Here is a 26,414-nt window from a genome sequence, read left to right as displayed (position 1 = left end):
TTTCATCTTCCATCCTGCCAATTTATAAATTCTTATTCTGCTCTGATATTATTTGTTTAAATTTATTTGATGAAAAAGTAACAAATAAGAAATAAATCATACATATTGTATAAATTGTTATCATAATGAAAAAACTAACGCTTTCTTTGTTTCTAATAGCAGGGATCTGTTCTCAAAATACAGTGAGTGCACAAGCTAAAGCTGCTAAAGTAGCAGTAAACAATACGGATAAAGGTTTAGACCTTAGCTTAATGGATACTTCAGTGCGTCCACAAGATGATTTTTATAATTATGTGAGTGGAACATGGATGAAAACAGCTAAAATTCCAGCTGATAAGCCAACTTGGGGAAGCTTCAATAAATTAGGAGAGGATACGGATAACAATTCCATGACCATCCTGAACTCGCTTTTGAAAGATAAATTTACTGACGGAAGTGAAGGGAAGAAGATTCAGGATCTATATGCTTCTTACATGAATATGCAGAAGAGAAATGCTGACGGAATTAAGCCTATTCAGGACCATCTGAATAAAATTGATGCGATCAAAAATATGGCTGACCTTCAGAACTATCTGACTTCTGTAACGAAGGAAGGTGAAAATCTTTTCTACGGATGGGGAGTCTATGCTGACTTAAAGAACTCTAATATGAATGCTGTTTACTTAGGTGATGCTTCTCTTGGTTTAGGGAGAGACTATTATCAGAAAGTAAATGAAAAAAATACAGAAGCTATTGCTGAATATCAGAAATATGTAGCTTCTATGCTGAAGGAATTAGGATACAAAAATGCTGACGAAGCTGCAAAAAATATCGTTAATTACGAAAAAAGCATTGCAAAGACGCTCTTAACAAACGAGCAAAGTCGTGATAATACTCTTCAATATAATCCTAAAACGATGGCTGAGCTTTCAGCGTTAGTAAAAGGGGTAGATCTTCCGGCTTACCTTAAAAAAGTAGGAGTAAATACAGATAAGGTAATTATCGGAGAACTGGAATATTATAAGAACTTTGATAAATTGGTGAATGCTGAGAATCTTCCAATCATTAAAGATTATCTGAAATTCCATATGATTAATGGAAGTGCCTCTTACCTGAGTGAAAAACTTGGAGATATGAAGTTTGCTTTCTTTGGTAAATATTTAAGAGGTCAGCAGGAGCAGAGAGCACTAAACAAAAGAGGTTTCGAATTAATCAATAGAAACTTAGGAGAAGCTTTCGGTAAACTCTATGTTGAAAAATACTTCCCGGCTGAAGCTAAAGCTCAGATGGTGGAATTGATCGATTACTTAAAGAAGAGCTTTACACTCCACATCAATAACCTGACTTGGATGTCTTCTACTACTAAGGAGAAAGCAATGCAGAAATTGAATAAATTCACTGTAAAAGTTGCTTATCCGGACAAATGGAAAGATTATTCAAAACTGGAGATCACTCCTGAGTCGAAAGGAGGTACATTATACAAAAACCTTCAGAATATCGGGGAGTGGCAATACAATAAAGATTTAGCAAAAATCGGAAAACCGGTGGATAAAACAGAATGGGGAATGACGCCACAGACTGTAAATGCTTATTACAACCCGGTATATAACGAAATCGTATTCCCTGCAGCGATTCTTCAGCCGCCATTCTTCAATCCTAAGGCTGATGCAGCAGTAAATTTTGGAGGAATTGGAGCTGTTATCGGTCACGAAATAAGCCACGGATTCGATGATTCAGGTGCTCAGTTTGATGCAGATGGTAACCTTGTAGACTGGTGGACTCCGGAAGATAAGGCGAACTTTGAAAAAGCGACTAAAGCCCTTGCAGCTCAATATGACAAATATGAACCTGTAAAAGGAACATTCGTAAACGGAACCTTCACAAACGGTGAAAACATTGCTGACTTAGGTGGAGTAAACATCGCTTACGATGCTCTTCAAATGTACTTAAAAGATAAAGGAAATCCAGGAAAGATCAGTGGATTTACTCAGGATCAGAGATTCTTCTTAAGCTGGGCAACCGTTTGGAGAACTTTATCAAGTGAAAAATACATGGTCAACCAAGTGAAGACAGATCCGCACTCTCCGGGTTACTTCAGAAGTTTCGGTCCGCTAATCAATGTTGATGCATTCTACAAAGCATTTGATGTGAAAAAAGGAGACAAATTATACAAAGCTCCGGAAGACAGAATCAAAATCTGGTAAAATATATAAACCGCTCAGCAATGAGCGGTTTTTTTGTTTTTTTACAACATAGGATAAGATAACAGAATGGAGTTTACACAATATTTTAACCACAATCCCATTCTTTCGGAGGGGTGTCAAATATTTAAAGCATTTTTAACAGGGTAGTTGACATTTCCACAACATCTCTTCTCCAAACCAAACCCAAAAACTTACCACTTTCTTATCAATTATCAGTTATCCTTCATTACATATCATTAAAGTTCGTATATTTGATAAGTTTGTGTAAAATCAAAAATTATCTTCAATGAAAAAGCTAAATATTGGTATACTTGCCTTTTCGGGTATAGTATTGCTAAATTCGTGTGGTGCTGCAAAAACTGCAGGGACAGATACAAAAACAGAGGCTACAGCAACCGTTGCAACGCCGGCAAAAGAAGAAGTAAAAGAGGAAGGGATCAATTTATCTTATATGGATACAGGTGTCCGTCCACAGGATGACTTTTTTAGCTATGTGAACGGAAATTGGGTGAAAACTACTCAGATTCCTTCAGATAAAGCCAATTGGGGATCTTTCAATGCGTTGAGAGAAAATGTGGATGACGCTTCATTGGATATTTTAAATAAGATCCTTACCGAAACTTATCCTGCCGGTTCTGAAGGACAGAAAATCCAAAGTCTTTATGCTTCCTTTATGGATACTGCGAAAAGAAATGCTGATGGATTAAGCCCAATCAAAGCAGATCTTACAAAAATTGATGCGATTAAAAATCTAAATGATCTTCAAAAGTATCTTTTAGAAGCTACCAAATTAGGAGATAATTCTTTCTATGGATGGAGAGCAGGAGCAGATATGAAAAACTCTAAGATGAATGCAGTATATCTGGGAGGTCCGGATCTTGGTCTAGGAAGAGATTATTATCAGAAAGTAAACGAGGCCAATACTAAAACTTTAGGGCAATATCAGGCGTATGTTGGAAAGTTGTTCGGGGTTTTAGGCTATAAAAATTCTACTCAGGCTGCACAGAATGTAGTGGATTTTGAAAAGCAACTGGCGAACTACTTGTTGACATTAGAGCAGAACAGAGATGCTAATTTAAGATACAACCCTAAAAACGTTTCTGAGTTAGCAGGAGTAGTGAAAAATGTTGATCTTGCAAAATACCTTAAAGATGCAGGAGTAAATACTGACAGGGTAATCATCGGAGAACTGAAATACTACCAGAACATGGATCAGTTCATCACGCAGAAAAACCTTCCTTTATTAAAAGACTATCTGAAATATCATCTGATTAATGGTAATGCCAGTAACCTTGATGAAAATCTTGAGCAGATCAGATTTGATTTCTATGCAAAAGATTTACAGGGGCAAAAAGAACAACGACCTATGAACAAAAGAGGGCTAACCCTTGTGAATGGTGTTCTGGGAGAAGCATTCGGTAAATTATATGTAGAGAAATACTTTACTCCGGAAGCCAAACAACAAATGGAAACTTATATTGATTATCTTTTAAAATCATTTAAAACCCATATTGCAAATATCGATTGGATGTCTCCTGAAACAAAAGTAAAGGCTCAGGAAAAACTATCCAAGTTTACAGTAAAGATTGCTTATCCGGATAAATGGAAAGATTATAGCCAGTTAAAAGTGGAATCTCCAAAACAAGGCGGGTCATTGTATGCTAACTTACAAAATGTATCTGCATGGCAGTACCAGAGAAACCTTGATAAGGTAGGAAAACCGGTTGATAAGGCTGAATGGGGAATGTCTCCGCAAACGGTAAATGCTTACTATAGCGGATCAAACAACGAAATCGTATTCCCGGCAGCAATTCTTCAGCCGCCTTTCTACAATCCTAAAGCAGATGCTGCTGTAAACTTCGGTGGAATTGGAGCGGTAATCGGTCACGAGATCTCTCACGGTTTTGATGACAGTGGTTCCCGTTTCGATGGAGATGGAAACCTTAACAACTGGTGGACTGATGCTGACCGTAAGAACTTTGATGCAAAAGTAGCTCAGTTAGCAGCTCAGTACAGTTCTTATGAGCCTGTAAAAGGAAGTTTTGTAAATGGTAAATTTACAAGTGGAGAAAATATTGGTGACTTAGGTGGAGTAGCAGTAGCTTACGACGCTCTTCAGATGTACCTTAAAGATAAAGGAAACCCAGGAAAGATCAGCGGATTCACTCAGGATCAGAGATTCTTTATGAGCTGGGCAACTGTTTGGAGAACAAAAGCAACCAATGAATATATGATTAACCAGGTGAAAACAGATCCGCACTCTCCGGGAATGTACAGAGCTTTCGGTCCATTGGTGAATCAGGACTCATTTATTAAAGCATTTGATATCAAATCGGGGGATAAAATGTATAAAGCTCCTGAAGACAGAATAAAAATTTGGTAAGAGTACCAAAAAATTGTTAGAAAAGAAAGAATCCATCTCATTCAATGTGAGATGGATTCTCTTTTTAATAGGCTTTCTTATAATTCCGGATAACAAACTTTATTCCGGTTTCTATAATGTCTCCCATGGTTTTACAATACTTGAAATTGACATCGTAGGTAAGCTTTCGCAAAGCCGTTTTAAGCTCTGTAACATTGGCTTCCGGCGCAATATTTTCTTTTTTCATAATAGAAATGAGTTCATCAAATCTGTTTTTGCTGCTGGTCACTCTTTTTACAATTTGTGAACGTACTTCTTTACGATATTGTTCTATAGAATTAGGCTTTAGCTTTTCCATTACCATAGTAACCATCGGGTTATTTTCTTTGAAATATTGGGGAAGATACACTTTTAGGTTTCCTTCATAACTTTGCTGATCAAAATCAATGGGGCGAATTCTGTAAATAACCTGATCAAAATCGTGGATAGGAATAATAACATAATTATACGAGCGCATGTCACCCAGAAGCCCAATGAGACAGCGTTCATTGAACTTTACAAATTCTTTGGAAATTTGTGCCTTTTCTTGCTCTGTGCAGCTGGACATGTGTTTTTGAATAAATACATCTCCGGGAATTCCTAGAATATGTTCTTCAATCAGAGTGTTTTTATAAATCAGAAAATTAATCCGGTTGGGAGAAAGAAGATCTTCAAGTTCCAGTCCATATATCCGTGAAGCATCCGCCTGTTTGATATAAAAATTAGTATAATTATCGTTCAGAATATTTCTTACCCGAATTCGAAAAGGTTTAGAATTTCCAAACGTACAAAAATCAATGGTATCTACTGTAAGATAAGGCAAAGTGGCTTCATCTCCGTCAGAATGAAGAAGAGTATAAATTTTATTTAAATTAGCCTCTATTTCTTTAAACTCATATTCAGGATACATTACTCCGAGCCATAAAGTATCTTTGCCTTCTTTATCCAGAATATTCACACTATCTGTGAATCTTAGCAGGTCTTCATACAGAAACTTAATTTTGGTAGTTCTGTTATGTTTTTCCAGATACTGTTCTAATGCTTCTGAAACAGGATATATGGGTTTCCTAAACGCGATCTTTACATCTTTCATATTCTGTTTTCTTTATTTAAATATAAAGAATATTTTTTCTTCAGGTTGCAGAAATTCTTATTTTAATTTAAGTTCGGGATAAGATATTTCGTTTTTGATGATATCAGAAAGCCGAAAAAGGGGGGATTGAAACTAAAAACAAAACTGAAAGCAGTATTATTAATTTTTTTGTTTTCTATGCATGTCAACGTTTTAAACCTTAGCATGCACAACTTCCAACCTCTTGTCGGATAATATTAATTTCTAATTCTTGTTGCTTAAGTTTATTAATTTTTTCATAGCTTAGTGACATTGTAAGATTGTGATTTTATGCTAAATAAGCGTAGATAAAATTAAATAATTTAAGAAAAATTTTGTATGTTACAGTTTTTTTTTAAATTTAAACTTTGGATTAGTAGTATATTAGAATAATTTGTAAATTACTCAAAGACAGATCCAAAACCAAATAGTAAATCTCAAAATAATAATAATATGGCAATGTTTAATTATGGTGTTGGCGGAAACGAGGTAAAAGTAGACGCTAATGAAGCTATTCAGGAAATACAGGAAAATAAATCACTGATAGTAAGCCAGCTTACAACAGACGAATCTTATACCCCTGAAATTGTAACAGGATTAAAAACTGTGGAAGATGTCTTCAAACATTTTCAGCCTTCTGTGGCAGTACAACACGAAACAGAAGATGGAGGAGTGGTTGATGAAGAATTCCGTTTTCAGAATCTTGGAGACTTTACTCCTAAAAGCCTTACTCAGAAATCTGACTATCTTCAGCAGCTGAGCATGGAGCAGGAGCAGTACAATAAAATTGTACGTCAGTTAAAAACCAATAAAATTCTTCGTAATATGTTAGAGAACGACCAAACTAGAGCGGCGTTCATCGAAGTATTGAAGGATGTAGCACAAGAACTTGAAAAATAATTAAAGACTTACATTAAATCATGGATAGCAAATTACAGGCGCAAGAAAGCCAGCAGCAGGGACAGCAGCAGCAACACTCAGGTCAGCCGAAAGGTAACCCGCTTGCGGAACTCAATAAAATGGGAGGTTTTGGCTTTGTTGAATCCGTTGTAGACGGTATCGCCAATATGAACCCAACAAGAAAAGCAAGGAAAGAAATCTTTCTTAACGATGGCAATAAAGCAGAAGAAAGAAAAGAGCTTCTTCAGAAGATCAATCTTTGGGTAAGCCTTTTAGAAGGTAGCGAATCGGCAGATAAAATGGCAGATACGTGCAAAACCAAAGCACAACAAGCTGATCAAAATTTAAAGAAAAACTTAAAAAGTACATTAGATGCCGTTCGTTTGTTAGAAACTAACTATAGAACTGTAGCTCAATTCTACAAAAATACAGAATTGGATAAAGTGGATAATGTAAGTATTGTTAATGCAAGCCTGGATCAGGTTTCAGACTTAGACAATCCTTTATTCATTGATGCCATTTCTGAAGAATTTAAAAATTACTATGACCGTTTGGACCTTAGAGATAACTACTCAATCCTTGCTATCCCTGGATATTTAGGATCAAATAAAGTTATTGAAAAGTGGGCTAAAATCTGTAACGAAAACAAAGTAATGATGGTTACAGACTTTGCTAATCTTGACAAGCCGGATGATGTAGTAGACCTATTCCATTCTGCGAATCTTACAGGTGGTGAACTTCACAGAAGTAACGTTATTATGACGTGTAACTGGTTGGTAGGACGTGGAAAAGCAGAAGAAGTAGGAGAAGAAGAAAACGTGGAACTTCCTCCTTCCACTTCATTAGCAGGAAAAATTCACAAAACCCTGATGTCTCAGGTAGCAGCAGGTAAAAAACATGGTAATATCAACGAGGTAGACGCTGTAAAATTCGAATTGAAGAAAAGTGAAATTTCTCAGTTGGAAAAAATGGGTCTTGTACCAATGGTTAACGAATATGGTAAAATCATGGCTTTCTCTGCGAAGACATTATTTACAGGAGACAACATTGGTCTTCAAACCTATTCTGTAGTTCGTGTATTCGACTATGTAACAAAGGTATTACTGGACTTCCTGAACAGAAGAGCCTTCGAAAACTGGAATGCTAAAAACGAAGACGATTTGAGAAGACAAATTGTAACATTCCTTGATAATATCAAAGGACCGGACAAATTGATTGAGAAATTCAAGATCGTTCGTTTCGAACAGGATAGAGTAAACAAAGACAGAGTATGGCTTGATATCCGTATGACCCCTTATTTCCCTACAAAAAGTTTCGTTATTAAACTTGACGGACACAAAGGAGATGATGGTAACGAATGGGATGCAGAATACGCTCAGGAATAATAACACCTTATTTTTAATATAAAAACCGATGCATTTTTTACATCGGTTTTTTTCTACCAATACCTATGAATATTAAAATGAATATTAAACTGGCCATCGGTATGCCTATACTATTAATGGCAGTATTAGCAAGTTGTGAAAAAAAATATCAGAGTCCTGATCAATATGAAGATGACCTTTTTGCAGCCGAACGTCAGGAAGGGAAAGCTTATATTATGGATGAGGAAGAATGTTTTGATGGTAGTGAACTGGTTTTAGCAAGTTCGGAAGTTAAGTTAGCGGACAGTTCAAAGGGCCGTGGAAAACCATTTTTTCTCTATAAAGTAAAATCAGGAAAAGTTTTAAAAACAGTAAGAGATTCTGTGCTGGATATGCCAATGATGTTCTTGTCTCCTCACAAGCTAAAGCTGAAAGAAGATTCCATGTATCTGTACCTGAAAAAATTGGATGGTTATCGTTTTATCGCGAAGGACAGAAACCTGAAATACCAGTGGTTAAGAGGAGCTTCTGTATATTCTGTGAAGAAAAAATAAGCAAGATTCATTGTTACGATACAACTTAATAAATAAAGAATAGAAATTAAAAAATTAGATAGAATTTGAAAAAATAAAATAAACCTATCTTTGCGTTCCTGAAATGATACAGGGCGAAGAGACAAAACCTCTTCAGCGACTTAAATTGATTGGTTTTTGGAAAAGAATATTGCAGCCTCAGAATTTCTTCATGTAGGAAACAGGCTTTTGGAATGGTATCGGAATAATGCGAGAGATCTGCCTTTCAGACAGACAAAAGATCCGTATAAAATTTGGATCTGCGAAATTGTATTTCAGCAGACAAGAATCAATCAGGGGCTCAATCACTATAATAATTTCATTAAAAGATTTCCGGATGTAAAAACCTTAGCTGAAGCTGATGAAAATGAAGTCTTGCTTTATTGGAAAGGACTAGGCTATTATTCCAGAGCCATCAATATTCATAAAGCTGCCCAGCAGATCATGAATGATTACAATGGTATATTTCCCAATCAGTACGAAGAAATTTTGAAACTGAAAGGAATTGGAAAGTATACAGCAGCAGCGGTTTCAAGTATCTGCTTTGGTGGAAAAATGCCAGCAGTAGATGGAAACTTTTACCGTGTGCTGAGCCGTTTCTTTGCTGATGATTTTGATATTTCAAACTCAAGGGCGTTTACTTATTTTTCAGAATTGGCGACTTTGGTAATGCCTGATAATGTGGGAGATTTCAACCAGGCGATGATGGATATTGGTTCAGAAATCTGTAAACCTAAAAATCCATTATGTGGAGAATGTCCGATAAATGAAGACTGTCTTGCTTTTTCTTTACAAAAAATTTCAGATTACCCTGTCAAAACAAAAAAAGTAAAGGCTGAAGATCTGGCTTTAACTTATTATTTTGTTCATAGAAACGGGGAGTTTCTGATCCGTCAGCGAAAAGATGATTTTATCTGGAAGAAATTATTTGAGTTTCCGTCTTCTATTTCTCCTGAAATGAAGCCCTTTATTACCGGTTCTAAAACGGTTAGCCATAAACTGACACACAAGAATTTAACTATTGAAATATTTAAGGTTGAGGTATCTTCAGAAGACATCTGGAATCGTTTTATTACTGAAAATCAATACCAGATTACGGACGTGCAGGGTTCTCATGATAAATCCTTTCCGAAGCCTTTGGAAAATTACATTCAAAACTCATTGAAAGACTGAAATTTGTCTTCCGAAATCTGAAATCTAATTTGTACTTTTGCAAAATGATTAAAAAAGTCATTTTTATTTTTGTATCACTGCTTTTAATTTCATGTGGAAAAGACCCGGTTCCAAAACCGTATGGAGAACTGCGTCTGGAATATCCGGAACCGAAATACCAGAAGTTTGAAAACAACTGTGCGTATACCTTCGAGTATTCGGATTTCGCTAATATTACCGCAGCGAAAAAGCCTTGCTGGTATTATCTGAACTATCCAAAGATGAAAGCAAAGGTTTTTGTAACCTATTACCCGATACAGAATGACTTTGCAGAACATATCAAGGAAGCTGAAAAAATGGTATACGAACATACCATTAAAGCCAGTTCTATAGACACAAAATCATTTGAATACCCTGAAAAGAAAGTATATGGGAATTTCTATGAGCTGAAAGGGCAGAGTGCTTCCAATCTTCAATTTTACATTACAGACAGTACGAAACATTTCGTGACTGGTTACTTATACTTTAATACGAGACCGAAACCGGACTCTCTGGCTCCTGCTGTGAACTATATCAAGAATGATATGAAACATATGCTGGACTCTTTTGAATGGAAAAAATAATTACTTTTAATATACATTGAAAAATATATGAAACTTTTAGTTGTAGGAAGTGTTGCATTTGATGCAATTGAAACACCATTTGGTAAAACGGACAAAATTTTAGGCGGAGCTGCTACTTATATTGGGATCACTTCATCTATTTTAGGCGTTAAATCCGGTATCGTTTCTGTAGTAGGAGGAGACTTTCCACAGGAACATCTTGATATGTTCACGAACAGAGAAGTAAATATCGAGGGAATTGAAATCGTAAAAGAAGGAAAAACATTCTTCTGGTCAGGAAAATATCATAATGATCTGAACACTAGAGATACGTTGGCTACAGAAGTAAACGTATTGGAGAACTTTGATCCGAAAATTCCGGATTCTATGCAGGATGCCGAAATTTTATTACTTGGTAACCTACACCCTGGAGTTCAGTTATCCGTATTGGAAAAAATGAACAACCGTCCTAAACTTGTAATCCTTGACACCATGAACTTCTGGATGGATTGTGCTTGGGATATTTTGATGGATATGATTGCTAAAACTGACGTAATTACCATCAATGATGAAGAGGCAAGACAACTTTCAGGAGAATATTCTCTGGTAAAAGCTGCTAAGAAGATCCATGCAATGGGACCTGAATATGTCATCATTAAAAAAGGAGAGCACGGAGCTTTACTTTTCCACGACGGTAAAGTATTTGCGATCCCGGCACTTCCGTTAGAAGATGTTTTTGATCCAACTGGTGCAGGAGATACTTTCGCAGGAGGTTTTGCAGCTTATTTGGCTAAAAAAGGTAAAATTGATTTTGATACCATGAAGTCTGCATTGATCGTAGGATCTGCAATGGCTTCTTTCACGGTAGAGAAATTCGGAACACAAAGAATAGAAGAAGTAAACGAATCAGATATGTTCAGCAGATTGAGACAATTCAAAGAATTGACGACATTTGATGTTGAACTGCAGTAAATAAGTCTTTTTAAGAAATATTTATAATAAAAAATTGAGTGAAATTCGTTAAGAATTCTAAATTTGCAACTTGTTAAAATAGTAAAATGACAAATAAACTAAAAATCACTTATCTTCTTGGGATTTTCATCATGATATTTTCTTCTAATATGATGAATGCCCAGCTAAAACCGGGAGATTTAGTGGATGGTATTGCTGCTGTGATCGGAAATGAAATTGTTTTGGAATCAGATGTTACGGAGCAGATGAATTATGGGAAACAGCAGGGAGCTACCAACACAGATAAATGTGAGTTTCTTGAAAGCCTTATCAACAACAAACTTCTTGTATACGAAGCAAAAAAAGATACGTTAATTGAAAACCGTTCTGCTGCGATCAAAGAGCAGGCTAATCAAAAATACCGTCAGTTGCTTTCTCAATTTCCGGATGAAAAAGCATTATTAACTGCGTATAAATTCAGAAATTCTTACGAAATGAAAAACGCTATCGAGAAAATCGATACGGATCAATATTACGGACAGGCGAAATACCAAAGAGTTACTGATAAAGCAGACGTTACTCCTAATGAGGTAACTGATTTTTATAATATGTATAAAATGCAGCTGCCACAGGTAAAAGATGAGGTTACTTTAGCTCAGATTATGATGTATCCTACCTTAACGGAAGCTCATAAGCAGGATCTTATCAATAGACTGAAAAAGATCAAACAGGATATTCTTGGCGGGGAAACTTTTGAAAGCCAGGCAAGAATTTACTCTGAAGATGAAGGTTCCGCTACGAATGGAGGACTATATAAAAACATCAACAAAGGACAGATGGTGAAGCCGTTTGAAGCAGCAGCTTTAAACCTTCAGGAAAATGAAATCTCAGATCCTATTGAATCTGAATTCGGATACCACATCATTCAGTTGTTGAAGAGATCAGGGAAAGTATATGACGCAAGACATATTCTTTTGAAAGCAACTCCTACAGATGAAGAACTTAAAACAGCAAAAGCAAAATTAGACAGCATCAGAGGTTTAATCATGGACGGAAAGATGACGTTTAAAGATGCAGCGTTCAAGTTCTCAGATGATAAAAGAACCAAGTTCAACGCAGGTATAATTCCTGGAGGTGACGGTTCAGACAAAATCGAAAGAGAAAGTATTCCTGGAACAATCAGTTATGAATTGGCAGGTTTGAATAAAGGAGATATTACTTCTGCTTTTGAAGATGAAGATAACAGAAGAAAAGCTGTGAAGATCATTAAACTTGAAGATGTTATTCCTGCACACCAGATCACTCTGGAAACAGACTTTAGCCGTATCAAACAGATGGCGCTCAATAAAAAGAAAAATGAAATGGTTGAGAAATTTGTTAATTCCAAGCTACCAACCACTTTCATCTCCATTGATGGACGTTACGATAATTGTAATTTCAAATCCAACTGGAAGAAAGACTCAATCAAAAAATAAAATCAAAACCTTCAGAATTTCTGAAGGTTTTTTTTATACATCTGAATCTTAGTATTTAATATCTTTATAAAAAATAGGAGATGGATTATACTTTTTATACAAAACAATTTCATTCAGCTATAGCAAAGATTTCTAAAGAAAAATTTGAAAGTTTAGGTTTGAAAGTATCAATAGAAGTTGTTTTAGAATCTGTTGCATTAAAAGTTTATAAACCGGAATGGGCAGCAGATCAGAAGGCTCCATTAGACTCCGCCGGGAGAATTTTCTTTTCAGTCTGGATTAATGATAAGGCTTTGCAAGAAGAGAAATTATACTACAATATTCATGCTTTAAAACTTAGAGAATTTAAAAACCATAAAATAGCCAGCAGAGATTTTGCTCAGGATTTTAGAAATGAATTTTCGAAATATCAAAAAGGCTGGCCCAATATAAGCCTAAAATTTGGTCCACTTACTCTGATGCAGGGTTGGGTTAGCTTTAAGCCGGATAATATGCAGGAAAATATTCATGAGCTGGTTCAACACTTTCTGAATATAAGCTTTATTATTGATGAGGTTTTAGAGCAGTATAAAAAATAATAATATTTAGCCCTTTTAAATATATTTTTAATTGATGGAAGGATCTGATAATGGTTGTTTTTAGTATTTTTACAGCATGGGCAATTTTATAGATTTCAACGCGGCAAAAAAGCTACATGATATGCAGGCCAGTCAAAATAGAATTTCAGAACTTTTTAATATCAAATATCCGATTATACAGGCAGGGATGATCTGGCATTCCGGATGGAAGCTGGCATCAGCGGTTTCCAACTGTGGAGGATTGGGATTAATTGGAGCAGGAAGCATGTATCCTGATATCCTCAGAGAAAATATCCAGAAATGCAAACAGGCTACCAATAAACCTTTTGGAGTAAATGTTCCAATGCTGTATCCCAATATTGAAGAAATTATTCAAATTATTCTTGAAGAAGGAGTGAAGATTGTTTTTACGTCAGCAGGAAACCCCAAAACTTATACGGAAACTTTACAGAAAGAAGGCATCAAAGTCGCTCACGTAGTATCTTCTACCAAATTTGCAGTAAAATGTGAAGATGCCGGAGTAGATGCAATAGTTGCTGAAGGTTTTGAAGCCGGAGGACACAACGGAAGAGATGAAACTACCACATTCTGCCTTATTCCTAACGTAAAAAAACATATCTCAAAACCATTAATTGCAGCTGGAGGAATTGCTTTAGGCTCCCAAATGAAAGCAGCAATGATTCTTGGGGCAGACGGAGTACAGATTGGTTCCCGTTTCGCTGCTACTACAGAGGCAAGTGCTCATGAAAATTGGAAAAAGAAAATTACAGAACTTCAGGAAGGAGATACCCATCTTACTCTAAAAGAATTAGCTCCGGTAAGAATGGTTAAAAATAAATTCTTCAATGAACTGGAAGATATTTATCAGGCGGGAAGAAATAAAGAGGCATTAGTTGCTTCATTAGGAAGAGCCAGAGCAAAACGTGGAATGTTTGAAGGTGACATGGAAGATGGTGAACTTGAAATAGGGCAGGTTTCAGCTTTGATTGATGATATTCTTCCGGTGGAAACGGTTTTCAATCATCTGTTAAAAGAATTTGATGAGATTAAAATGCCAACACTATAATATTAAAGAATCCTTATAAGGATTCTTTTTTTATTAGAAATGAAGTTCAGTAGATTGCTTGATATTGCTCATTACAAATGAGCTTTTTATTTTACTAATATGGGGAATAACAGATAATTTCGTAGCAATAAAATCACTGAAAGCTTCAGGACTTTGTACAATGACTTTTAATATGTAGTCAAAGATACCTCCTGTCACATATGCTTCTACCACTTCATCAAGAGTTGCTATTTTCTTTGAAAATTCTTCCACATATTCTATTTGCTGGCTGTTAAGAGACACCGTTATGATTACTGTAAAATTTAATCCTACTTTCTTAGGATCAATTAATGCAACATAATTAGTGATATATCCTTCGTTTTCCAGCTTTTTTATTTTGTCATATATGGATGTCCGGGACATGTTAAGTTTCTCTGTAAGATCTGTAATGTCGAATCTTGAACTTTTCTGAAGAACTCTTAGTAGTTCCAATTCCTGTTTCCCTAATTTTTCCATGTGGACTTTTTCCTATAAAAGTATAAAAATAAATTTATTTTTGAACATTGTCTGGTTTTATGTTTTTATAATGGGATTTTTTACATATTTTCTTTTTAAATTTCGTATTTATTTTAGCGTTTTATATTTTTGTCCGGATTTAAATCGTTGTTGTTTTTGGAATTTCAATTTTTAAAGCCTTAAAGAAAATGGTTGAGAATAAAATAGTAAATATTGGAGATAAAGCCCTTTACGTAGAATATAATAATTCATTTGAAAATAAACCCACTCTTGTTTTTTTACATGACTCGTTGGGGTCTGTACAACTTTGGAGGGATTTACCCGCTAAGCTTTCAGAAGAAACCCAATGTAATGTCCTTGTCTATGACCGTTTAGGATATGGGAAATCTTATCCAATGCCTACTCATATAAGACCAGTAAATTATATGGAATTGGAAGCTGATCTATTAAACGACCTTTTAGTAGAGCTTAATATCAACAATTCAATTTTATTTGGACACAGCGATGGAGGAACCATTGCTTTAATTACAGCTGCAAAATATCCGGAAAGGGTAGAAGCTGTAATTTGTGAAGCCGGACATATCTTTGTAGAAGAAGTAACCTTAAAAGGCGTTTATGATGCCTGGGAAGCTTATAAGACCACAAATTTGCCTGAACGTCTGCAGAAATACCATGCTGATAAAGTAGACATGTTATTCAGAGCCTGGACAGAAACATGGACCCGTGATGATTACAGATCCTGGAATATCGAATATCTTTTGAAAGATATCACCTGCCCGCTTCTGTTCATTCAGGGAGAAAATGATGAATATGGAACTTTGGATCAGGTTGATAAGACCGTTACCCAGGTAAGTGGGAGTGCTGAGAAATACATTATTCCTGGTATTGGACATACGCCACACAAAGAAGCTCCGGAGCTGGTATTGGAAAAAGCTATAGAATTTATCGGGAATAACTCTTAGCCCTAAATAAATTTAGCAAAATAAATACATTAAGCTATCTCAATTTGAGATCGCTTTTTCTTTTTACAAACTAAGGGGAACATAGATTTTATGTATTGCTAAATCTGCATATTGGCTTTGATTTGTACAATATGTATGCATGTTTTTCGTAAAGATCCTCCTTATTGTAAAATTTGATTTGAGACGAATTAAATTATTTCTTTATTTCTAAAACAAGCTTAAATAATTTTTTAATATTTAATTCAAAGAATGAACGACATTAACTAATATCTCAGTACCTCTCCAGCCTGAAAATTACAACAAATACGCAATAAATATCTCTTCTAAGGGATATAATATTTTCTATTTTTGAAAATAAGATTTAGTGGTTGAGAAAATTAATGATGCAAATCATTAAATATTTTGTTTGATCTGAATGTGTGAAGAGATGCAATTTGCATCTCTTTTTGTTTCTAAAAACTATAATAATTGGATTTCAGCAGCAATATTTGATCTTGCCTGTATCTCATACTTTTCCTTAAAATAATCTGTCTTAAAAATACTGTCGAGCTCCAGAAAATGAGTAAGCACTTTTTTTCTGCCTGGTTTATAAAGAAGATCAGGATAAATAGAATATTCTTTTCGAATTTTACGGGTATACTCCATATAGACTTCAAAATCTTTCCCAAGGATGGAAAGGTCAGTATCTAAAAGGTAATTGGTGTCTTTATTTTCTGATTTCTCATGAAATTGGGTAGCCAGGATCTGGTCAGAAATAATTTTTATATTATTTTGATGTAAACCAAGTTCGGAAAGTCTTTCCGCGGCTTTCAGAGCACTTTTTTCCTCATTGGATTTAGAGGTAGCCTTATAGATAATATCATGATAGAAAACAGAAAAAGAAACTCCATTGAAATCAGAAAGATCACTTTTTACACTGCCAAGTTCCCTGAACATATTTTCAAGATGAAGAAGATTGTGATAATGCCTGTTTTTTTCAGCGTATTGAGTTTCAATCTCTTTCCATAAGTTGCTGATTAAGTCTGGGTCATCAGTGAAAAGTAAACAAAGCTGTTCAAATTGATCTTTTAGATTCATGGTGAATAGGTATAAAAAAAGGAACTTTTAAAAAGTTCCTCTGTTTGCTTCAAGAACAGCTTTCAGCTCAGCCCAGCCTCCGCCGTTATAACCGTCCTTTAATCCTTGAGCGCTTAGGTATTCCAATGCTTTTCCGCTTCTGTTTCCACTTCTGCAGAATAAAATTACCGGCTTTTCAATAGAAAGGATCTCGTCCTGTCTGTCTTCTACTTCACCCAGTGGAATATTTTTGGCACCATCTATATTTCCGTCCATTTCAAGCTCCATAGGCTCACGAACGTCGATCAATTCATAGTTTCCAGATTGTATTACTTCTATTAAAGACATAGTTGTTTGTTTTAAACATTAAATTATAGACGAAATTACGTATTTTTTTTTTGAAAAAAATCTTAATGAAACTATAAATTTAAGAAAGGATGTTGCATTCAGAAGAAAGTGATGAAGACGGACAAAACTAAAGATTGATAAAATAATCTTAATTTTGCAGTGTGAAATTAATGAACGCTGGTGCTGAAAAATATTCCGAACTGATAAAAACCAAGGCTAAACGTTTTGGCTTTCAGGGTTGTGGCATATCTAAAGCAGATTTTCTGGAAGAAGACGCCGGACACCTTGAAAAATGGTTGAAAAACAACTGTAATGGGGAAATGAAATATATGGAAAATCATTTCGATAAAAGGCTCGATCCAAGACTGCTGGTAGAAGGTTCTAAATCCGTTATTTCACTTTCTTATAATTATTTTCCTGAAGAAAAAATCTCCATGCTGGAGAACTTTAAAATATCAAAATACGCCTACGCTGAAGACTATCATGAAGTTATTAAAGAGATTCTTCGTGAAATGGTGGCTGAACTGCAAGAAGAAATCGGAGAATTCGGATTCAGAGTCTTTGTAGATTCAGCACCGGTATTGGAGAGAAGCTGGGCCAGAAAATCAGGAATTGGCTGGGTAGGGAAAAATGCGAATCTGATTACCAAACAAAACGGATCTTTCTATTTCCTGGCTGAGATCATTTGTGATCTGGAACTTATAGCAGATCATGAAACCACAGATCATTGCGGAACTTGCAGAAAATGTATTGATGCTTGTCCTACAGATGCCATTGTTTCTGAAAAAATTATTGATGGAAGCAAATGCATTTCCTATGCTACCATAGAATTGAAAAATGACATTCCGGATCATTTCAAAAATAAAATGGAAGACTGGATGTTTGGTTGTGATATCTGTCAGGATGTTTGTCCCTGGAATCGTTTTGCAGCTCCTCATCAGCAAAGCAGATTCAAACCCAATGAAGCCCTGAAGAACTTCAAAAAAGGAGAATGGAAAGAAATTACTCAGGAAATTTTCTCCGAGATCTTCAAAAAATCACCTGTGAAAAGAACCAAATTCGCAGGTTTGAAGAGAAATATTGAATTTTTAGAGCGGTCTTCAGATTAAATTTTGCTTACCTATTTGGTGACGATTCCTGTGTTGGAAATTGTTAAAGTTCCAAACAAAAGCTGACAACCGACCATTCCTTAGATTTTAAAAGCTAAAGAGGTTTAGATTTAATTGAATAAACTGACTAAAAAGTCTTTCCTAAAAAGAAAAATTGACCTTCAGGAGATTAAATCTCACCGAAAATCAACGTTTTTTTTGTATTCTTTTTGGAGCAGTTTTTACTCTTACTTTAAATCTTTTTTGGGATTTGGTATTTTTACGCATATTTGTGAATATTTCGTAATTAAATATAGCCAATTTTTCGATTAAAACAAATACTTTTACGAAAAATTATATATTAAATTTTATTCAAAAACATGACTGTGAAAACCATATTAATATACACGTTGAAAATCCTTGGAGTGATTCTGGGAATTGTAATTGTTTATGTTCTCCTGGGACTATTGATTCCGTTCATTCCGGTTTCTGCCAAAGATGATGGTGAAAAGAAAGATATTCCCATTTATATCTATACCAACGGTGTTCATACCGATATTGTAATGCCTGTAAAGAACGATCTGAAAGATTGGAGCTTGATGATTCCTTTTGCAAATACAAAATCTAAGAAAACAGATTATCAATATATTGGAATAGGATGGGGAGATAAAGGCTTTTATCTGGATACTCCAACCTGGGCTGACCTGAAATTTTCAACAGCTGTGAAAGCAGCTTTTTGGCTAAGCGATTCAGCCATGCATTGTACTTACTATTATGCAATGAAAGAAGGTGAAGATTGTAAGATGATTATGATTAGCAGAAGCCAATATCAAAATTTAATCAAATTTGTAGAAGATAAATTCGATAGAGATCAGAATGGAAAATTCATGTTGATTCCTACCAATGCAGTGTATGGTGATAATGATGCATTTTATGATGCCAGAGGAACATACAGTTTCCTTTATACCTGCAACACCTGGAGCAATAATGCATTGAAGGCTGCAGGACAGAAAGCAGCACTTTGGACACCATCAGATTTTGGAATTTTCCAGCATTATAAATAAGCGTGAAACCTCTTTTTTTGTTTTGTGCTATGACTTTATAGAGAGAGATAATTAAGAAGAAATAAAATGAAACATAAGCTTTTCCGTGAACAACAGCTAAACTGTGATGTAGAAACTGCCTGGAAATTCTTTTCCTCAGCCAATAACCTTTCAGAAATTACTCCGAAAGATATGGGGTTTACGGTATTGACAGAAATGAAAGATGATGAAATATATGAAGGAATGCTCATTGATTACTATGTTTCCCCATTATTTGGGATAAAGATGAAATGGCAGACCGAAATTACCCATGTGGATTTTCAGAAAAGCTTCATAGATTTCCAAAAAAAAGGTCCCTACAAATTATGGAATCATCACCATGAGTTTATCCCCAATGATGAAGGAGTAATGATGAGAGATTCTATAGATTATGAACTTCCTATGGGATTCTTAGGCGAAATTGCCCATTCCTTATTTGTGAAAAAGAAACTGGAATATATCTTTGATTATCGGTTCAGAGTTTTAAGCAGACTGTTTTAAAGAGTTCAGTTATTGTATATAGTTTGTCCTTCTGACAAGGGAAGAAATATGATTTCTCGCAGATCCCATAGATCTTGCAGGTTTTTAAAGATTTATTATCTGCCATATCAGCTTAATCAGCGAGATTAAAAAAATCAACAAGGTCTTTGTTATTGTAATGAAAGAAGAATCTTTTTTACGACTTTATGCTTTGCTATCTTCCTCAGAAAACCTTACTCATCCTAAGAAAAATGTGATTTTATCAGCATTGTTTAAGTTTTTTTAACAGTTAAAAGACAGTAACTCCATCAAAATTTCTTATTTTTGCAGCACTATCGTTTTTACTAAAAAACTAAGTATTCTGATTGACATGGCAGGTCTGAGGTCACTTTTCTATTTTTATATCATATTGGTTTTTTCCCTTTTCAATTCGAATTGGGCAGAAAAATCATTACAGAATATTCCTCACCTTCCACATGTAAACAATATCCATTTGCTGGATGTTTACGAAGAAGCAGATATGAATACGCATGCATTGCCTGCAGCGTCTAAAATTGTAAAGCATTCCCTACGCAAGGATGATTCTGCAGTTGGAGATTTTTCAGCAGCTTTAAAAGTTGCTCCAAAAATCATACTTCCTGATATTGCAGTCTCCATTATCTGTGGAGTAAAGTCTTTTCTCCATCTCCTCCAATTGTACTAGTTTAAGTTATTGAATTTCAATTTATTTTAACGAAAATTTTATAACCTAAACATTCAGAAATGTATTTTAAAAATGTAATAATTTGCAGCCTTGCAATATTATTCGCAGTGTCATGCAATAAAGACAAGAAAAAAAATAACCAAAAAGAAAAAGAAGTTCCTATACTGGAAATCAAGGAAAAAGATACCTTGGTAAGCAATCAGTTTGTAACGGATATTCAGGCTAAAAAAAATGTGGAGATGCGTTCCAGGATTGGTGGAATTATTCAGCATATTTATGTTAATGAAGGGCAATTTGTTCATCAGGGGCAGCCTTTATTTAAAATCAATGATGCCGAGCTACAGATGGAACTTTTAAAAGCCAACGCTGCTTTGAAACAAACTCAGGCAGATGTTCGTATTGCGGAAGTGGAGCTGAAACAGATTCAGAGCCTTCACGCTAAAAAGTTTGTGGCTAATAATGAACTGGAATTGGTAAAGGCTAAGCTTTCATCCGCACAGGCTAAGCATGCTTTTGCTGATGCAGAAAAAAGAACGGTACTTCAGAAGATCAGTTTCACAAAGATTACAGCACCTTTTGATGGAGTAATAGACGTGATTCCTCATAAAGATGGAAGCTTGGTGGAAAATGGAACTTTACTGACAACATTATCCCAGCTTAATGAGGTCTACGCTTACTTTTCAATCCCGGAAAATCTTTATTTTGAGCTTTTGGCCAATGACAAGATTGGAAACCATCAAAAGATTGAATTAACCCTACCAAACGGTGTAAATTATCAGTTTAACGGAGCCTTAAAGACAGCGGAAGGAGAAATCGACAGAACTACTGGATCTATCCGTTATAAAGTCCTTTTCCCGAACCCTGACCGCTTGATTAAGCACGGTACTTCAGGAAAATTGATTATTTCCGAAAATCAGGATAATGCCATTTTGATTCCGCAGAAATCTACATTCTCCATTCAGGATAAAACCTATGTTTTTGTAGTGGATAAACAGAATAAGGTGAAAATGACAAACATTAAGATCGGAAGCACACTGAGAGATTCTTATATGGTGGAAAGTGGTCTTAAAAAAGGAGATTTAATCATTTATGAAGGTACTCAGTCCCTAAAGGATGGTGATATTATTAAAATCAAAAAGAAGTATTAACCTTTCATAATCTTTAAATCAACTTATTATGGTAGAGATGTTTATAAGACGAAAGGTTCTTTCGTTGGTTATTTCCATATTATTTGTATTACTGGGAATTATGGCCTTATTAAAGATGCCCATAACCCAGTTTCCGGATATTGTACCACCTTCAGTAACGGTAACAGCAAAATATACAGGGGCTAATGCTGAAGTTTCCGCTAATGCGGTTGCTCTTCCCTTGGAACGTGCCATCAACGGAGTTCCGGGAATGACGTATATGTCAACAGTAACGTCCAATGATGGGCTTACCCTGATCCAGGTGTTCTTTGAAGTAGGAACAGATCCTGATGTGGCGGCAGTAAACGTTCAGAACAGGGTAACAACCATCCTTGATGAGCTTCCTGAAGAGGTAATTCGTGCCGGGGTAACTACTGAAAAGGAGGTAAACAGTATGCTGATGTACCTCAACATTACGAGTACAGATCCGAGCCAGGATGAGCAATTCATTTACAACTTTACAGATATTAATGTTCTTCAGGAACTGAAACGTATTGACGGAGTAGGACGTGCAGAGATCATGGGACAGAAAGAATATTCCATGAGGGTATGGCTTGATCCGCAGAAGATGGCAGCCTATAATATTTCTGCTGATGAAGTGATTACTTCATTGCAAAAACAGAATATTTCAGCAGCACCCGGAAAAGTAGGAGAAACTTCAGGAAAAACTTCCAGTCAGCTTCAGTATGTAATCAAATATAAAGGGAAATTCTTTGAGCCTAAGCAATACGAAGAAGTTCCGATCAGATCCGATGTAGACGGAACAATTTTAAAGCTTAAGGATATTGCTAAGGTAGAATTCGGGGCAATGAACTACGGAATGGTTTCCAAAACTGACGGAAGGCCTTCTGCATCCATTATGATGAAGCAGCGCCCAGGGTCCAATGCATCAGAAGTAATTGAAAGCGTAAAAGCTAAAATGGAAGAATTAAAAGGCACTTCATTCCCTCCCGGAATGGAATTTAATATGGCCTACGATGTTTCCAGATTCCTTGATGCTTCTATCAGTGCAGTATTAACAACCCTTATCGAAGCCTTTATTCTGGTAGGAATTGTAGTATTTATTTTCCTTCAGGACTGGCGTTCAACGTTAATTCCGGTATTGGCGGTTCCGGTAGCATTGATTGGAACCTTTGCCTTTATGAATATGATGGATTTCTCAGTAAACCTGTTGACATTATTCGCTTTGGTATTGGCTATTGGAATTGTGGTGGATAATGCCATTGTCGTCGTGGAAGCCGTTCATGTAAAAATGGAAGAAGGGATGAACGCTATGGATGCTACCATCAGTGCTACCAAGGAAATTGCAGGAGCAGTAGTGGCGATCACCATTGTAATGTCTGCCGTATTTATTCCTGTGGCGTTTCTGGATGGTCCGGTAGGAGTATTTTACCGTCAGTTTTCATTAACACTGGCGATCAGTATTGTTATTTCAGGGGTGAATGCATTAACGCTTACTCCGGCATTGTGTGCGATTATTTTGAAACCTCACGATCACAATAAAAAGAAAACAATTATTGATAGGGCTTTTCAAAGTTTCAACACAGGCTTTGAAAGATTGACTAATGGCTACGTAGGGATTTTATCAAAATTTGCGACAAGAACTACCGTTACTTTTGGGTTGTTATTCCTGTTTATAGGGTTAACTTTTGTAACGAGTAAATTCCTTCCAACCGGATTTATTCCCATGGAAGACCAGGGAATGGTATATGTAAGTGTAACTACTCCACAGGGAGCCACCGTAGAAAGAACGGAAAAGGTATTGGATGAAGTAACGGTTATTGCCAAGAAAATAAAAGGGGTAGAAAACGTAACAACCCTTGCAGGATACAGTATTGTTACAGAAATCGCAGGTTCATCTTACGGAATGGCCATGATTAACCTTAAAGATTGGAAAGAAAGATCCATTTCTGTGAATGATCTGATTGCTGAACTTTCAGAAAAGACAAAAGGAATTGCTGATGCCCAGATTGAGATCTTTGCTCCCCCTACTGTTCCTGGATTCGGAAATACCAGTGGTTTTGAATTGCGTTTGCTGGATAGAACAGGAGGAACCATTGAAAATACCGATAAGATCACTAAAGATTTTGTCAAAAAGCTGAATGAAGCGCCTGAGCTACAGAACAACTTTACTAGTTTTGATGCCACTTTCCCGCAATATATGATTAATGTGGATTATGATATGGCAGCGAAAAAGGGTGTGTCTGTAGACAATGCAATGTCAACCTTACAAACCATGTTGGGATCCTATTATGCTACCAATTTTATCCGTTTCAGTCAGATGTATAAAGTGATGGTTCAGGCAAGTCCGGAGCACAGAGATACTCCTGAAAGTATCCTGAATTTATATCTGAAGAATGATAAAGGAGAAATGGTTCCCTTTTCAACATTTATCACGATTGAAAAAGTATATGGTCCTGAAGTACTGACAAGGTATAATATGTATATGTCCGCCATGATTAACGGAGAGCCTGCAGAGGGGTACAGTTCCGGTGATGCTATTGCAGCGGTAGAACGTGTAGCCAAAGAAGTACTTCCAAGAGGTTTCGATATTGAATGGTCGGGGATGACGAGAGAAGAGATCTTATCAGGGAATCAAACTGTATATATATTCCTCATCTGCCTATTGTTCGTCTATCTTTTGTTAGCAGCCCAATATGAGAGTTTCCTTCTTCCGTTACCTGTATTATTAAGCCTTCCGACAGGAATCTTCGGATCCTATATCGCTTTGGTACTGGCAGGGTTGGATAATAATATTTATGCACAGGTTGCGCTGGTCATGCTGATCGGACTTTTGGCTAAAAATGCCATTCTGATTGTAGAATTTGCGGTAGCCAGAAATAAGCAGGGATATGATATTGTTCCAGCTGCAATTGAAGGAGCAAGACAACGTCTGAGACCTATCTTGATGACTTCCTTTGCCTTTGTGGCCGGGCTTATTCCATTGTGTATCGCATCTGGAGCTGGAGCAATCGGTAACCGTTCCATTGGTACTGCTGCGGCAGGAGGAATGCTTATCGGAACTATTTTCGGATTGGTTGTAATTCCGGGACTATATATATTCTTTGCGAAACTTGAAAATAAGAAGAAAGATGAAAAGATTAAATCATAGACATATATTGTGCGGAATAGCTGCATTAAGCTTAGTTTCATGTGCTGTTCCAAAGGTTGCTGATATCAAAAAGGCTCAGACACTGCCGGAAATACCTGCTAAAACGATCAATTCGGGAGAGTTTCAGCAGCTTGATCTGAAAGCTTATTTCACGGATGCTCATTTATTAGAGCTTTTTAATAAAGTGGTGCAGGCCAATCCTGATTTTCAGATTGCACAACAAAGAGTGGAAATCGCTAATAGTTTCCTGCAAAGATCAAAAATGGATCTTTTGCCTTCTCTTGAAGTAGGAGCGGAAGCTAGCGGGAATCGCTATGGAAAATATACCATGGAAGGTGTGGGGAATTATGATACCAATCTTTCCCCCAATATTACAGAAGAGCAGAAAATCAACCGTGATTTTACGCCTAATTATTGGTTGGGAGTAAGGAGCAGCTGGGAAATTGATGCCTGGGGTAAACTGAAAAATAAAAAAATTGCTGCTCAGAAGAAATATCTGGCTTCCACGGAAGGGCTGCGATTACTTCAGGTAGAACTTTTCACGGATATTGCGAACCTGTATTATCAGTTGGTAACTTTAGACAACCGTTTGGCCATTTATCAGAAGAATTATAACCTTCAGCAGAGAGCTTTTGAAATTGTCCTGGCACAGCGTGAAGTGGGAAAAGCTACCGAGCTTGCCGTACAACAGTTCAAAGCACAGAATAACAACTGGCTGGCAGAAATCGAACATATCAAAGTGGAGATCGTTACTGTTGAACAGGCAATTACCACTTTGACGGGAAGTTATGGTGGAGAGGTAAAGCGTGGTAAAGTGCTTATGCCAACCAATATGGATGTTTTAAACAAAACCATTAATGTAGAAGCGGTCATCCATTCGAGACCGGATGTAGCTGCTAATTATTATGTACTGGAAGCTTCCCAGGCAGATGCGAAGGCCGCAAGAGCTGCATTCTATCCGAAAATTGACCTTGGAGCCGGAATCGGGATGAATTCTTTTTCTGTGGAAACGCTTTTCAAACCAAGTTCATTGGCAGGACAGCTGTTGGGGGGATTAATGGTTCCTGTTTTTAATAAAGGCCAGTTGAAATATGAGTTTAAAGTAGCCAACAAGGAGCAGGAGATTGCTTTTTTAAATTATCAGAAGAGTATTACCACCGCATTTAATGAACTTCAGTCTATTTTGAAACAAACCAGGATTTATGAGAAGGTTTTAAAATTAAAATCTGAAGAGGTTGGTTTTCTTGATCGGGGTGTAGAGGTTTCCAATGATCTGTATCTCACAGGATATGCCAATTATTTTGAACTGATTAATTCTCAGAAAAGTAAATTGACCGCAGAACTGGATCTTTTACAGTTTCAGCATCAGAATACCAGAAATAATGTTCTGCTGTTTAAAGCTTTAGGAGGAAAACTGAATTAGAAATTCTATAGTTTAAAACCATAGCTTTTTCGGTTTTGTAAACCGACCATTTTTATTTTACGATGAAGAAAGAGGCTGTCTCCGTGCGAGGCAGCTTCTTTTGATTTTGATAAATAATTCTCT

General features: G+C 36.1%; 23 protein-coding genes. 19 read left to right on the top strand and 4 right to left on the bottom strand.

All coding sequences use genetic code 11. From position 1 onward, the window contains the following. Positions 1-125 precede the first annotated feature (125 nt). Positions 126-2,183: a M13 family metallopeptidase gene (locus tag EG344_RS04880; RefSeq protein WP_123908569.1), complete on the top strand. Its 2,058-nt coding sequence runs from the start codon at positions 126-128 to the stop codon at positions 2,181-2,183. Positions 2,184-2,469: 286 nt separating this feature from the next. Further along, the gene (locus EG344_RS04875) at positions 2,470-4,566 is read left to right on the top strand and encodes a M13 family metallopeptidase (protein WP_123908568.1); all 2,097 of its coding nucleotides are present in this window, start codon (positions 2,470-2,472) and stop codon (positions 4,564-4,566) included. A 64-nt stretch (positions 4,567-4,630) separates the two neighbouring features. On the opposite strand, the gene EG344_RS04870 is transcribed toward EG344_RS04875, so the two are convergent. Further along, positions 4,631-5,677: a hypothetical protein gene (locus EG344_RS04870; RefSeq protein ID WP_123908567.1), complete on the bottom strand. Its 1,047-nt coding sequence runs from the start codon at positions 5,675-5,677 to the stop codon at positions 4,631-4,633. A 471-nt stretch (positions 5,678-6,148) separates the two neighbouring features. Here EG344_RS04870 and EG344_RS04865 point away from each other — a divergent pair, with 471 nt between their 5' ends. The 9 genes from EG344_RS04865 to EG344_RS04825 all read left to right on the top strand — a co-directional run bounded on the left by EG344_RS04865 (position 6,149) and on the right by EG344_RS04825 (position 14,355). Beyond that, complete coding sequence (locus EG344_RS04865) at positions 6,149-6,595, top strand: type VI secretion system contractile sheath small subunit (RefSeq protein ID WP_164464392.1); 447 nt, start codon at positions 6,149-6,151, stop codon at positions 6,593-6,595. A gap of 20 nt (positions 6,596-6,615) precedes the next feature. Further along, the gene (locus tag EG344_RS04860) at positions 6,616-7,980 is read left to right on the top strand and encodes a DUF5458 family protein (RefSeq protein ID WP_123859507.1); all 1,365 of its coding nucleotides are present in this window, start codon (positions 6,616-6,618) and stop codon (positions 7,978-7,980) included. A gap of 77 nt (positions 7,981-8,057) precedes the next feature. Next, the gene (locus EG344_RS04855; RefSeq protein ID WP_123908566.1) at positions 8,058-8,513 is read left to right on the top strand and encodes a hypothetical protein; all 456 of its coding nucleotides are present in this window, start codon (positions 8,058-8,060) and stop codon (positions 8,511-8,513) included. A 156-nt stretch (positions 8,514-8,669) separates the two neighbouring features. Continuing rightward, complete coding sequence (gene mutY, locus EG344_RS04850; protein WP_123908565.1) at positions 8,670-9,704, top strand: A/G-specific adenine glycosylase; 1,035 nt, start codon at positions 8,670-8,672, stop codon at positions 9,702-9,704. Between the two features lie 44 nt (positions 9,705-9,748). Continuing rightward, the gene (gene gldD, locus EG344_RS04845) at positions 9,749-10,306 is read left to right on the top strand and encodes a gliding motility lipoprotein GldD (protein WP_123908564.1); all 558 of its coding nucleotides are present in this window, start codon (positions 9,749-9,751) and stop codon (positions 10,304-10,306) included. A gap of 27 nt (positions 10,307-10,333) precedes the next feature. Beyond that, positions 10,334-11,257, top strand: coding sequence for a PfkB family carbohydrate kinase (locus tag EG344_RS04840; protein WP_123908563.1), 924 nt, complete (start codon positions 10,334-10,336; stop codon positions 11,255-11,257). An 86-nt stretch (positions 11,258-11,343) separates the two neighbouring features. Then, positions 11,344-12,711 carry a peptidylprolyl isomerase gene (locus EG344_RS04835; protein WP_123908562.1) on the top strand — a complete coding sequence of 456 codons (1,368 nt, stop codon included), beginning with the start codon at positions 11,344-11,346 and terminating at the stop codon, positions 12,709-12,711. An 80-nt stretch (positions 12,712-12,791) separates the two neighbouring features. Further along, complete coding sequence (locus tag EG344_RS04830) at positions 12,792-13,289, top strand: hypothetical protein (protein WP_123908561.1); 498 nt, start codon at positions 12,792-12,794, stop codon at positions 13,287-13,289. 76 nt (positions 13,290-13,365) lie between these two features. Further along, the gene (locus EG344_RS04825) at positions 13,366-14,355 is read left to right on the top strand and encodes an NAD(P)H-dependent flavin oxidoreductase (protein WP_228412857.1); all 990 of its coding nucleotides are present in this window, start codon (positions 13,366-13,368) and stop codon (positions 14,353-14,355) included. 33 nt (positions 14,356-14,388) lie between these two features. On the opposite strand, the gene EG344_RS04820 is transcribed toward EG344_RS04825, so the two are convergent. Then, the gene (locus tag EG344_RS04820; protein ID WP_123859514.1) at positions 14,389-14,850 is read right to left on the bottom strand and encodes an Lrp/AsnC family transcriptional regulator; all 462 of its coding nucleotides are present in this window, start codon (positions 14,848-14,850) and stop codon (positions 14,389-14,391) included. A gap of 188 nt (positions 14,851-15,038) precedes the next feature. Between EG344_RS04820 and EG344_RS04815 the strand changes: the two genes are divergently transcribed. Continuing rightward, entirely contained in the window at positions 15,039-15,812 is a 774-nt protein-coding gene (locus tag EG344_RS04815) for an alpha/beta fold hydrolase (protein WP_123908560.1), read from the top strand. Between the two features lie 459 nt (positions 15,813-16,271). On the opposite strand, the gene EG344_RS04810 is transcribed toward EG344_RS04815, so the two are convergent. Both EG344_RS04810 and EG344_RS04805 read right to left on the bottom strand, forming a co-directional pair. Beyond that, positions 16,272-16,889 carry a hypothetical protein gene (locus EG344_RS04810; protein ID WP_123908559.1) on the bottom strand — a complete coding sequence of 206 codons (618 nt, stop codon included), beginning with the start codon at positions 16,887-16,889 and terminating at the stop codon, positions 16,272-16,274. A gap of 27 nt (positions 16,890-16,916) precedes the next feature. Then, positions 16,917-17,216, bottom strand: a complete 300-nt coding sequence (locus EG344_RS04805) for a rhodanese-like domain-containing protein (RefSeq protein ID WP_123859517.1) — start codon at positions 17,214-17,216, stop codon at positions 16,917-16,919. A 170-nt stretch (positions 17,217-17,386) separates the two neighbouring features. Between EG344_RS04805 and queG the strand changes: the two genes are divergently transcribed. The 7 genes from queG to EG344_RS04770 all read left to right on the top strand — a co-directional run bounded on the left by queG (position 17,387) and on the right by EG344_RS04770 (position 26,291). Further along, entirely contained in the window at positions 17,387-18,325 is a 939-nt protein-coding gene (queG, locus tag EG344_RS04800; RefSeq protein ID WP_123860670.1) for a tRNA epoxyqueuosine(34) reductase QueG, read from the top strand. A 359-nt stretch (positions 18,326-18,684) separates the two neighbouring features. Continuing rightward, positions 18,685-19,368 carry a TIGR02117 family protein gene (locus EG344_RS04795; protein ID WP_123908558.1) on the top strand — a complete coding sequence of 228 codons (684 nt, stop codon included), beginning with the start codon at positions 18,685-18,687 and terminating at the stop codon, positions 19,366-19,368. Positions 19,369-19,434: 66 nt separating this feature from the next. Beyond that, positions 19,435-19,887 (top strand): SRPBCC family protein, encoded by a 453-nt coding sequence (locus EG344_RS04790; RefSeq protein WP_123908557.1) that lies wholly within the window; start codon positions 19,435-19,437, stop codon positions 19,885-19,887. A gap of 349 nt (positions 19,888-20,236) precedes the next feature. Next, entirely contained in the window at positions 20,237-20,569 is a 333-nt protein-coding gene (locus tag EG344_RS04785; RefSeq protein ID WP_123908556.1) for a hypothetical protein, read from the top strand. 59 nt (positions 20,570-20,628) lie between these two features. After that, the gene (locus EG344_RS04780; protein WP_123908555.1) at positions 20,629-21,717 is read left to right on the top strand and encodes an efflux RND transporter periplasmic adaptor subunit; all 1,089 of its coding nucleotides are present in this window, start codon (positions 20,629-20,631) and stop codon (positions 21,715-21,717) included. A gap of 28 nt (positions 21,718-21,745) precedes the next feature. Beyond that, positions 21,746-24,868 (top strand): efflux RND transporter permease subunit, encoded by a 3,123-nt coding sequence (locus EG344_RS04775; RefSeq protein ID WP_123908554.1) that lies wholly within the window; start codon positions 21,746-21,748, stop codon positions 24,866-24,868. Then, on the top strand, positions 24,849-26,291 hold the full coding sequence (locus tag EG344_RS04770; RefSeq protein ID WP_123908553.1) for a TolC family protein: 1,443 nt from the start codon (positions 24,849-24,851) through the stop codon (positions 26,289-26,291). The genes EG344_RS04775 and EG344_RS04770 overlap by 20 nt, the downstream gene beginning before the upstream one ends. Positions 26,292-26,414: the final 123 nt, after the last annotated feature.

Source organism: Chryseobacterium sp. G0162, assembly GCF_003815715.1.
Classification (GTDB): domain Bacteria; phylum Bacteroidota; class Bacteroidia; order Flavobacteriales; family Weeksellaceae; genus Chryseobacterium.
This window is presented reverse-complemented; position numbering and strand designations above follow the sequence as displayed.

Bases quoted from the DNA above. Each gene is read 5' to 3' on its own strand.
- EG344_RS04825 (WP_228412857.1), top strand. From the start codon at position 13,366: ATGGGCAATTTTATAGATTTCAACGCGGCAAAAAAGCTACATGATATG.
- EG344_RS04855 (WP_123908566.1), top strand. From the start codon at position 8,058: ATGAATATTAAACTGGCCATCGGTATGCCTATACTATTAATGGCAGTA.
- EG344_RS04820 (WP_123859514.1), bottom strand. From the start codon at position 14,850: ATGGAAAAATTAGGGAAACAGGAATTGGAACTACTAAGAGTTCTTCAG.
- EG344_RS04795 (WP_123908558.1), top strand. From the start codon at position 18,685: ATGACTGTGAAAACCATATTAATATACACGTTGAAAATCCTTGGAGTG.
- EG344_RS04780 (WP_123908555.1), top strand. From the start codon at position 20,629: ATGTATTTTAAAAATGTAATAATTTGCAGCCTTGCAATATTATTCGCA.
- EG344_RS04775 (WP_123908554.1), top strand. From the start codon at position 21,746: ATGGTAGAGATGTTTATAAGACGAAAGGTTCTTTCGTTGGTTATTTCC.
- EG344_RS04840 (WP_123908563.1), top strand. From the start codon at position 10,334: ATGAAACTTTTAGTTGTAGGAAGTGTTGCATTTGATGCAATTGAAACA.
- EG344_RS04830 (WP_123908561.1), top strand. From the start codon at position 12,792: ATGGATTATACTTTTTATACAAAACAATTTCATTCAGCTATAGCAAAG.
- EG344_RS04860 (WP_123859507.1), top strand. From the start codon at position 6,616: ATGGATAGCAAATTACAGGCGCAAGAAAGCCAGCAGCAGGGACAGCAG.
- queG (WP_123860670.1), top strand. From the start codon at position 17,387: ATGAACGCTGGTGCTGAAAAATATTCCGAACTGATAAAAACCAAGGCT.
- EG344_RS04815 (WP_123908560.1), top strand. From the start codon at position 15,039: ATGGTTGAGAATAAAATAGTAAATATTGGAGATAAAGCCCTTTACGTA.
- EG344_RS04805 (WP_123859517.1), bottom strand. From the start codon at position 17,216: ATGTCTTTAATAGAAGTAATACAATCTGGAAACTATGAATTGATCGAC.
- EG344_RS04770 (WP_123908553.1), top strand. From the start codon at position 24,849: ATGAAAAGATTAAATCATAGACATATATTGTGCGGAATAGCTGCATTA.
- EG344_RS04790 (WP_123908557.1), top strand. From the start codon at position 19,435: ATGAAACATAAGCTTTTCCGTGAACAACAGCTAAACTGTGATGTAGAA.
- EG344_RS04835 (WP_123908562.1), top strand. From the start codon at position 11,344: ATGACAAATAAACTAAAAATCACTTATCTTCTTGGGATTTTCATCATG.
- gldD (WP_123908564.1), top strand. From the start codon at position 9,749: ATGATTAAAAAAGTCATTTTTATTTTTGTATCACTGCTTTTAATTTCA.
- EG344_RS04865 (WP_164464392.1), top strand. From the start codon at position 6,149: ATGGCAATGTTTAATTATGGTGTTGGCGGAAACGAGGTAAAAGTAGAC.
- EG344_RS04880 (WP_123908569.1), top strand. From the start codon at position 126: ATGAAAAAACTAACGCTTTCTTTGTTTCTAATAGCAGGGATCTGTTCT.
- EG344_RS04785 (WP_123908556.1), top strand. From the start codon at position 20,237: ATGGCAGGTCTGAGGTCACTTTTCTATTTTTATATCATATTGGTTTTT.
- EG344_RS04870 (WP_123908567.1), bottom strand. From the start codon at position 5,677: ATGAAAGATGTAAAGATCGCGTTTAGGAAACCCATATATCCTGTTTCA.
- EG344_RS04810 (WP_123908559.1), bottom strand. From the start codon at position 16,889: ATGAATCTAAAAGATCAATTTGAACAGCTTTGTTTACTTTTCACTGAT.
- EG344_RS04875 (WP_123908568.1), top strand. From the start codon at position 2,470: ATGAAAAAGCTAAATATTGGTATACTTGCCTTTTCGGGTATAGTATTG.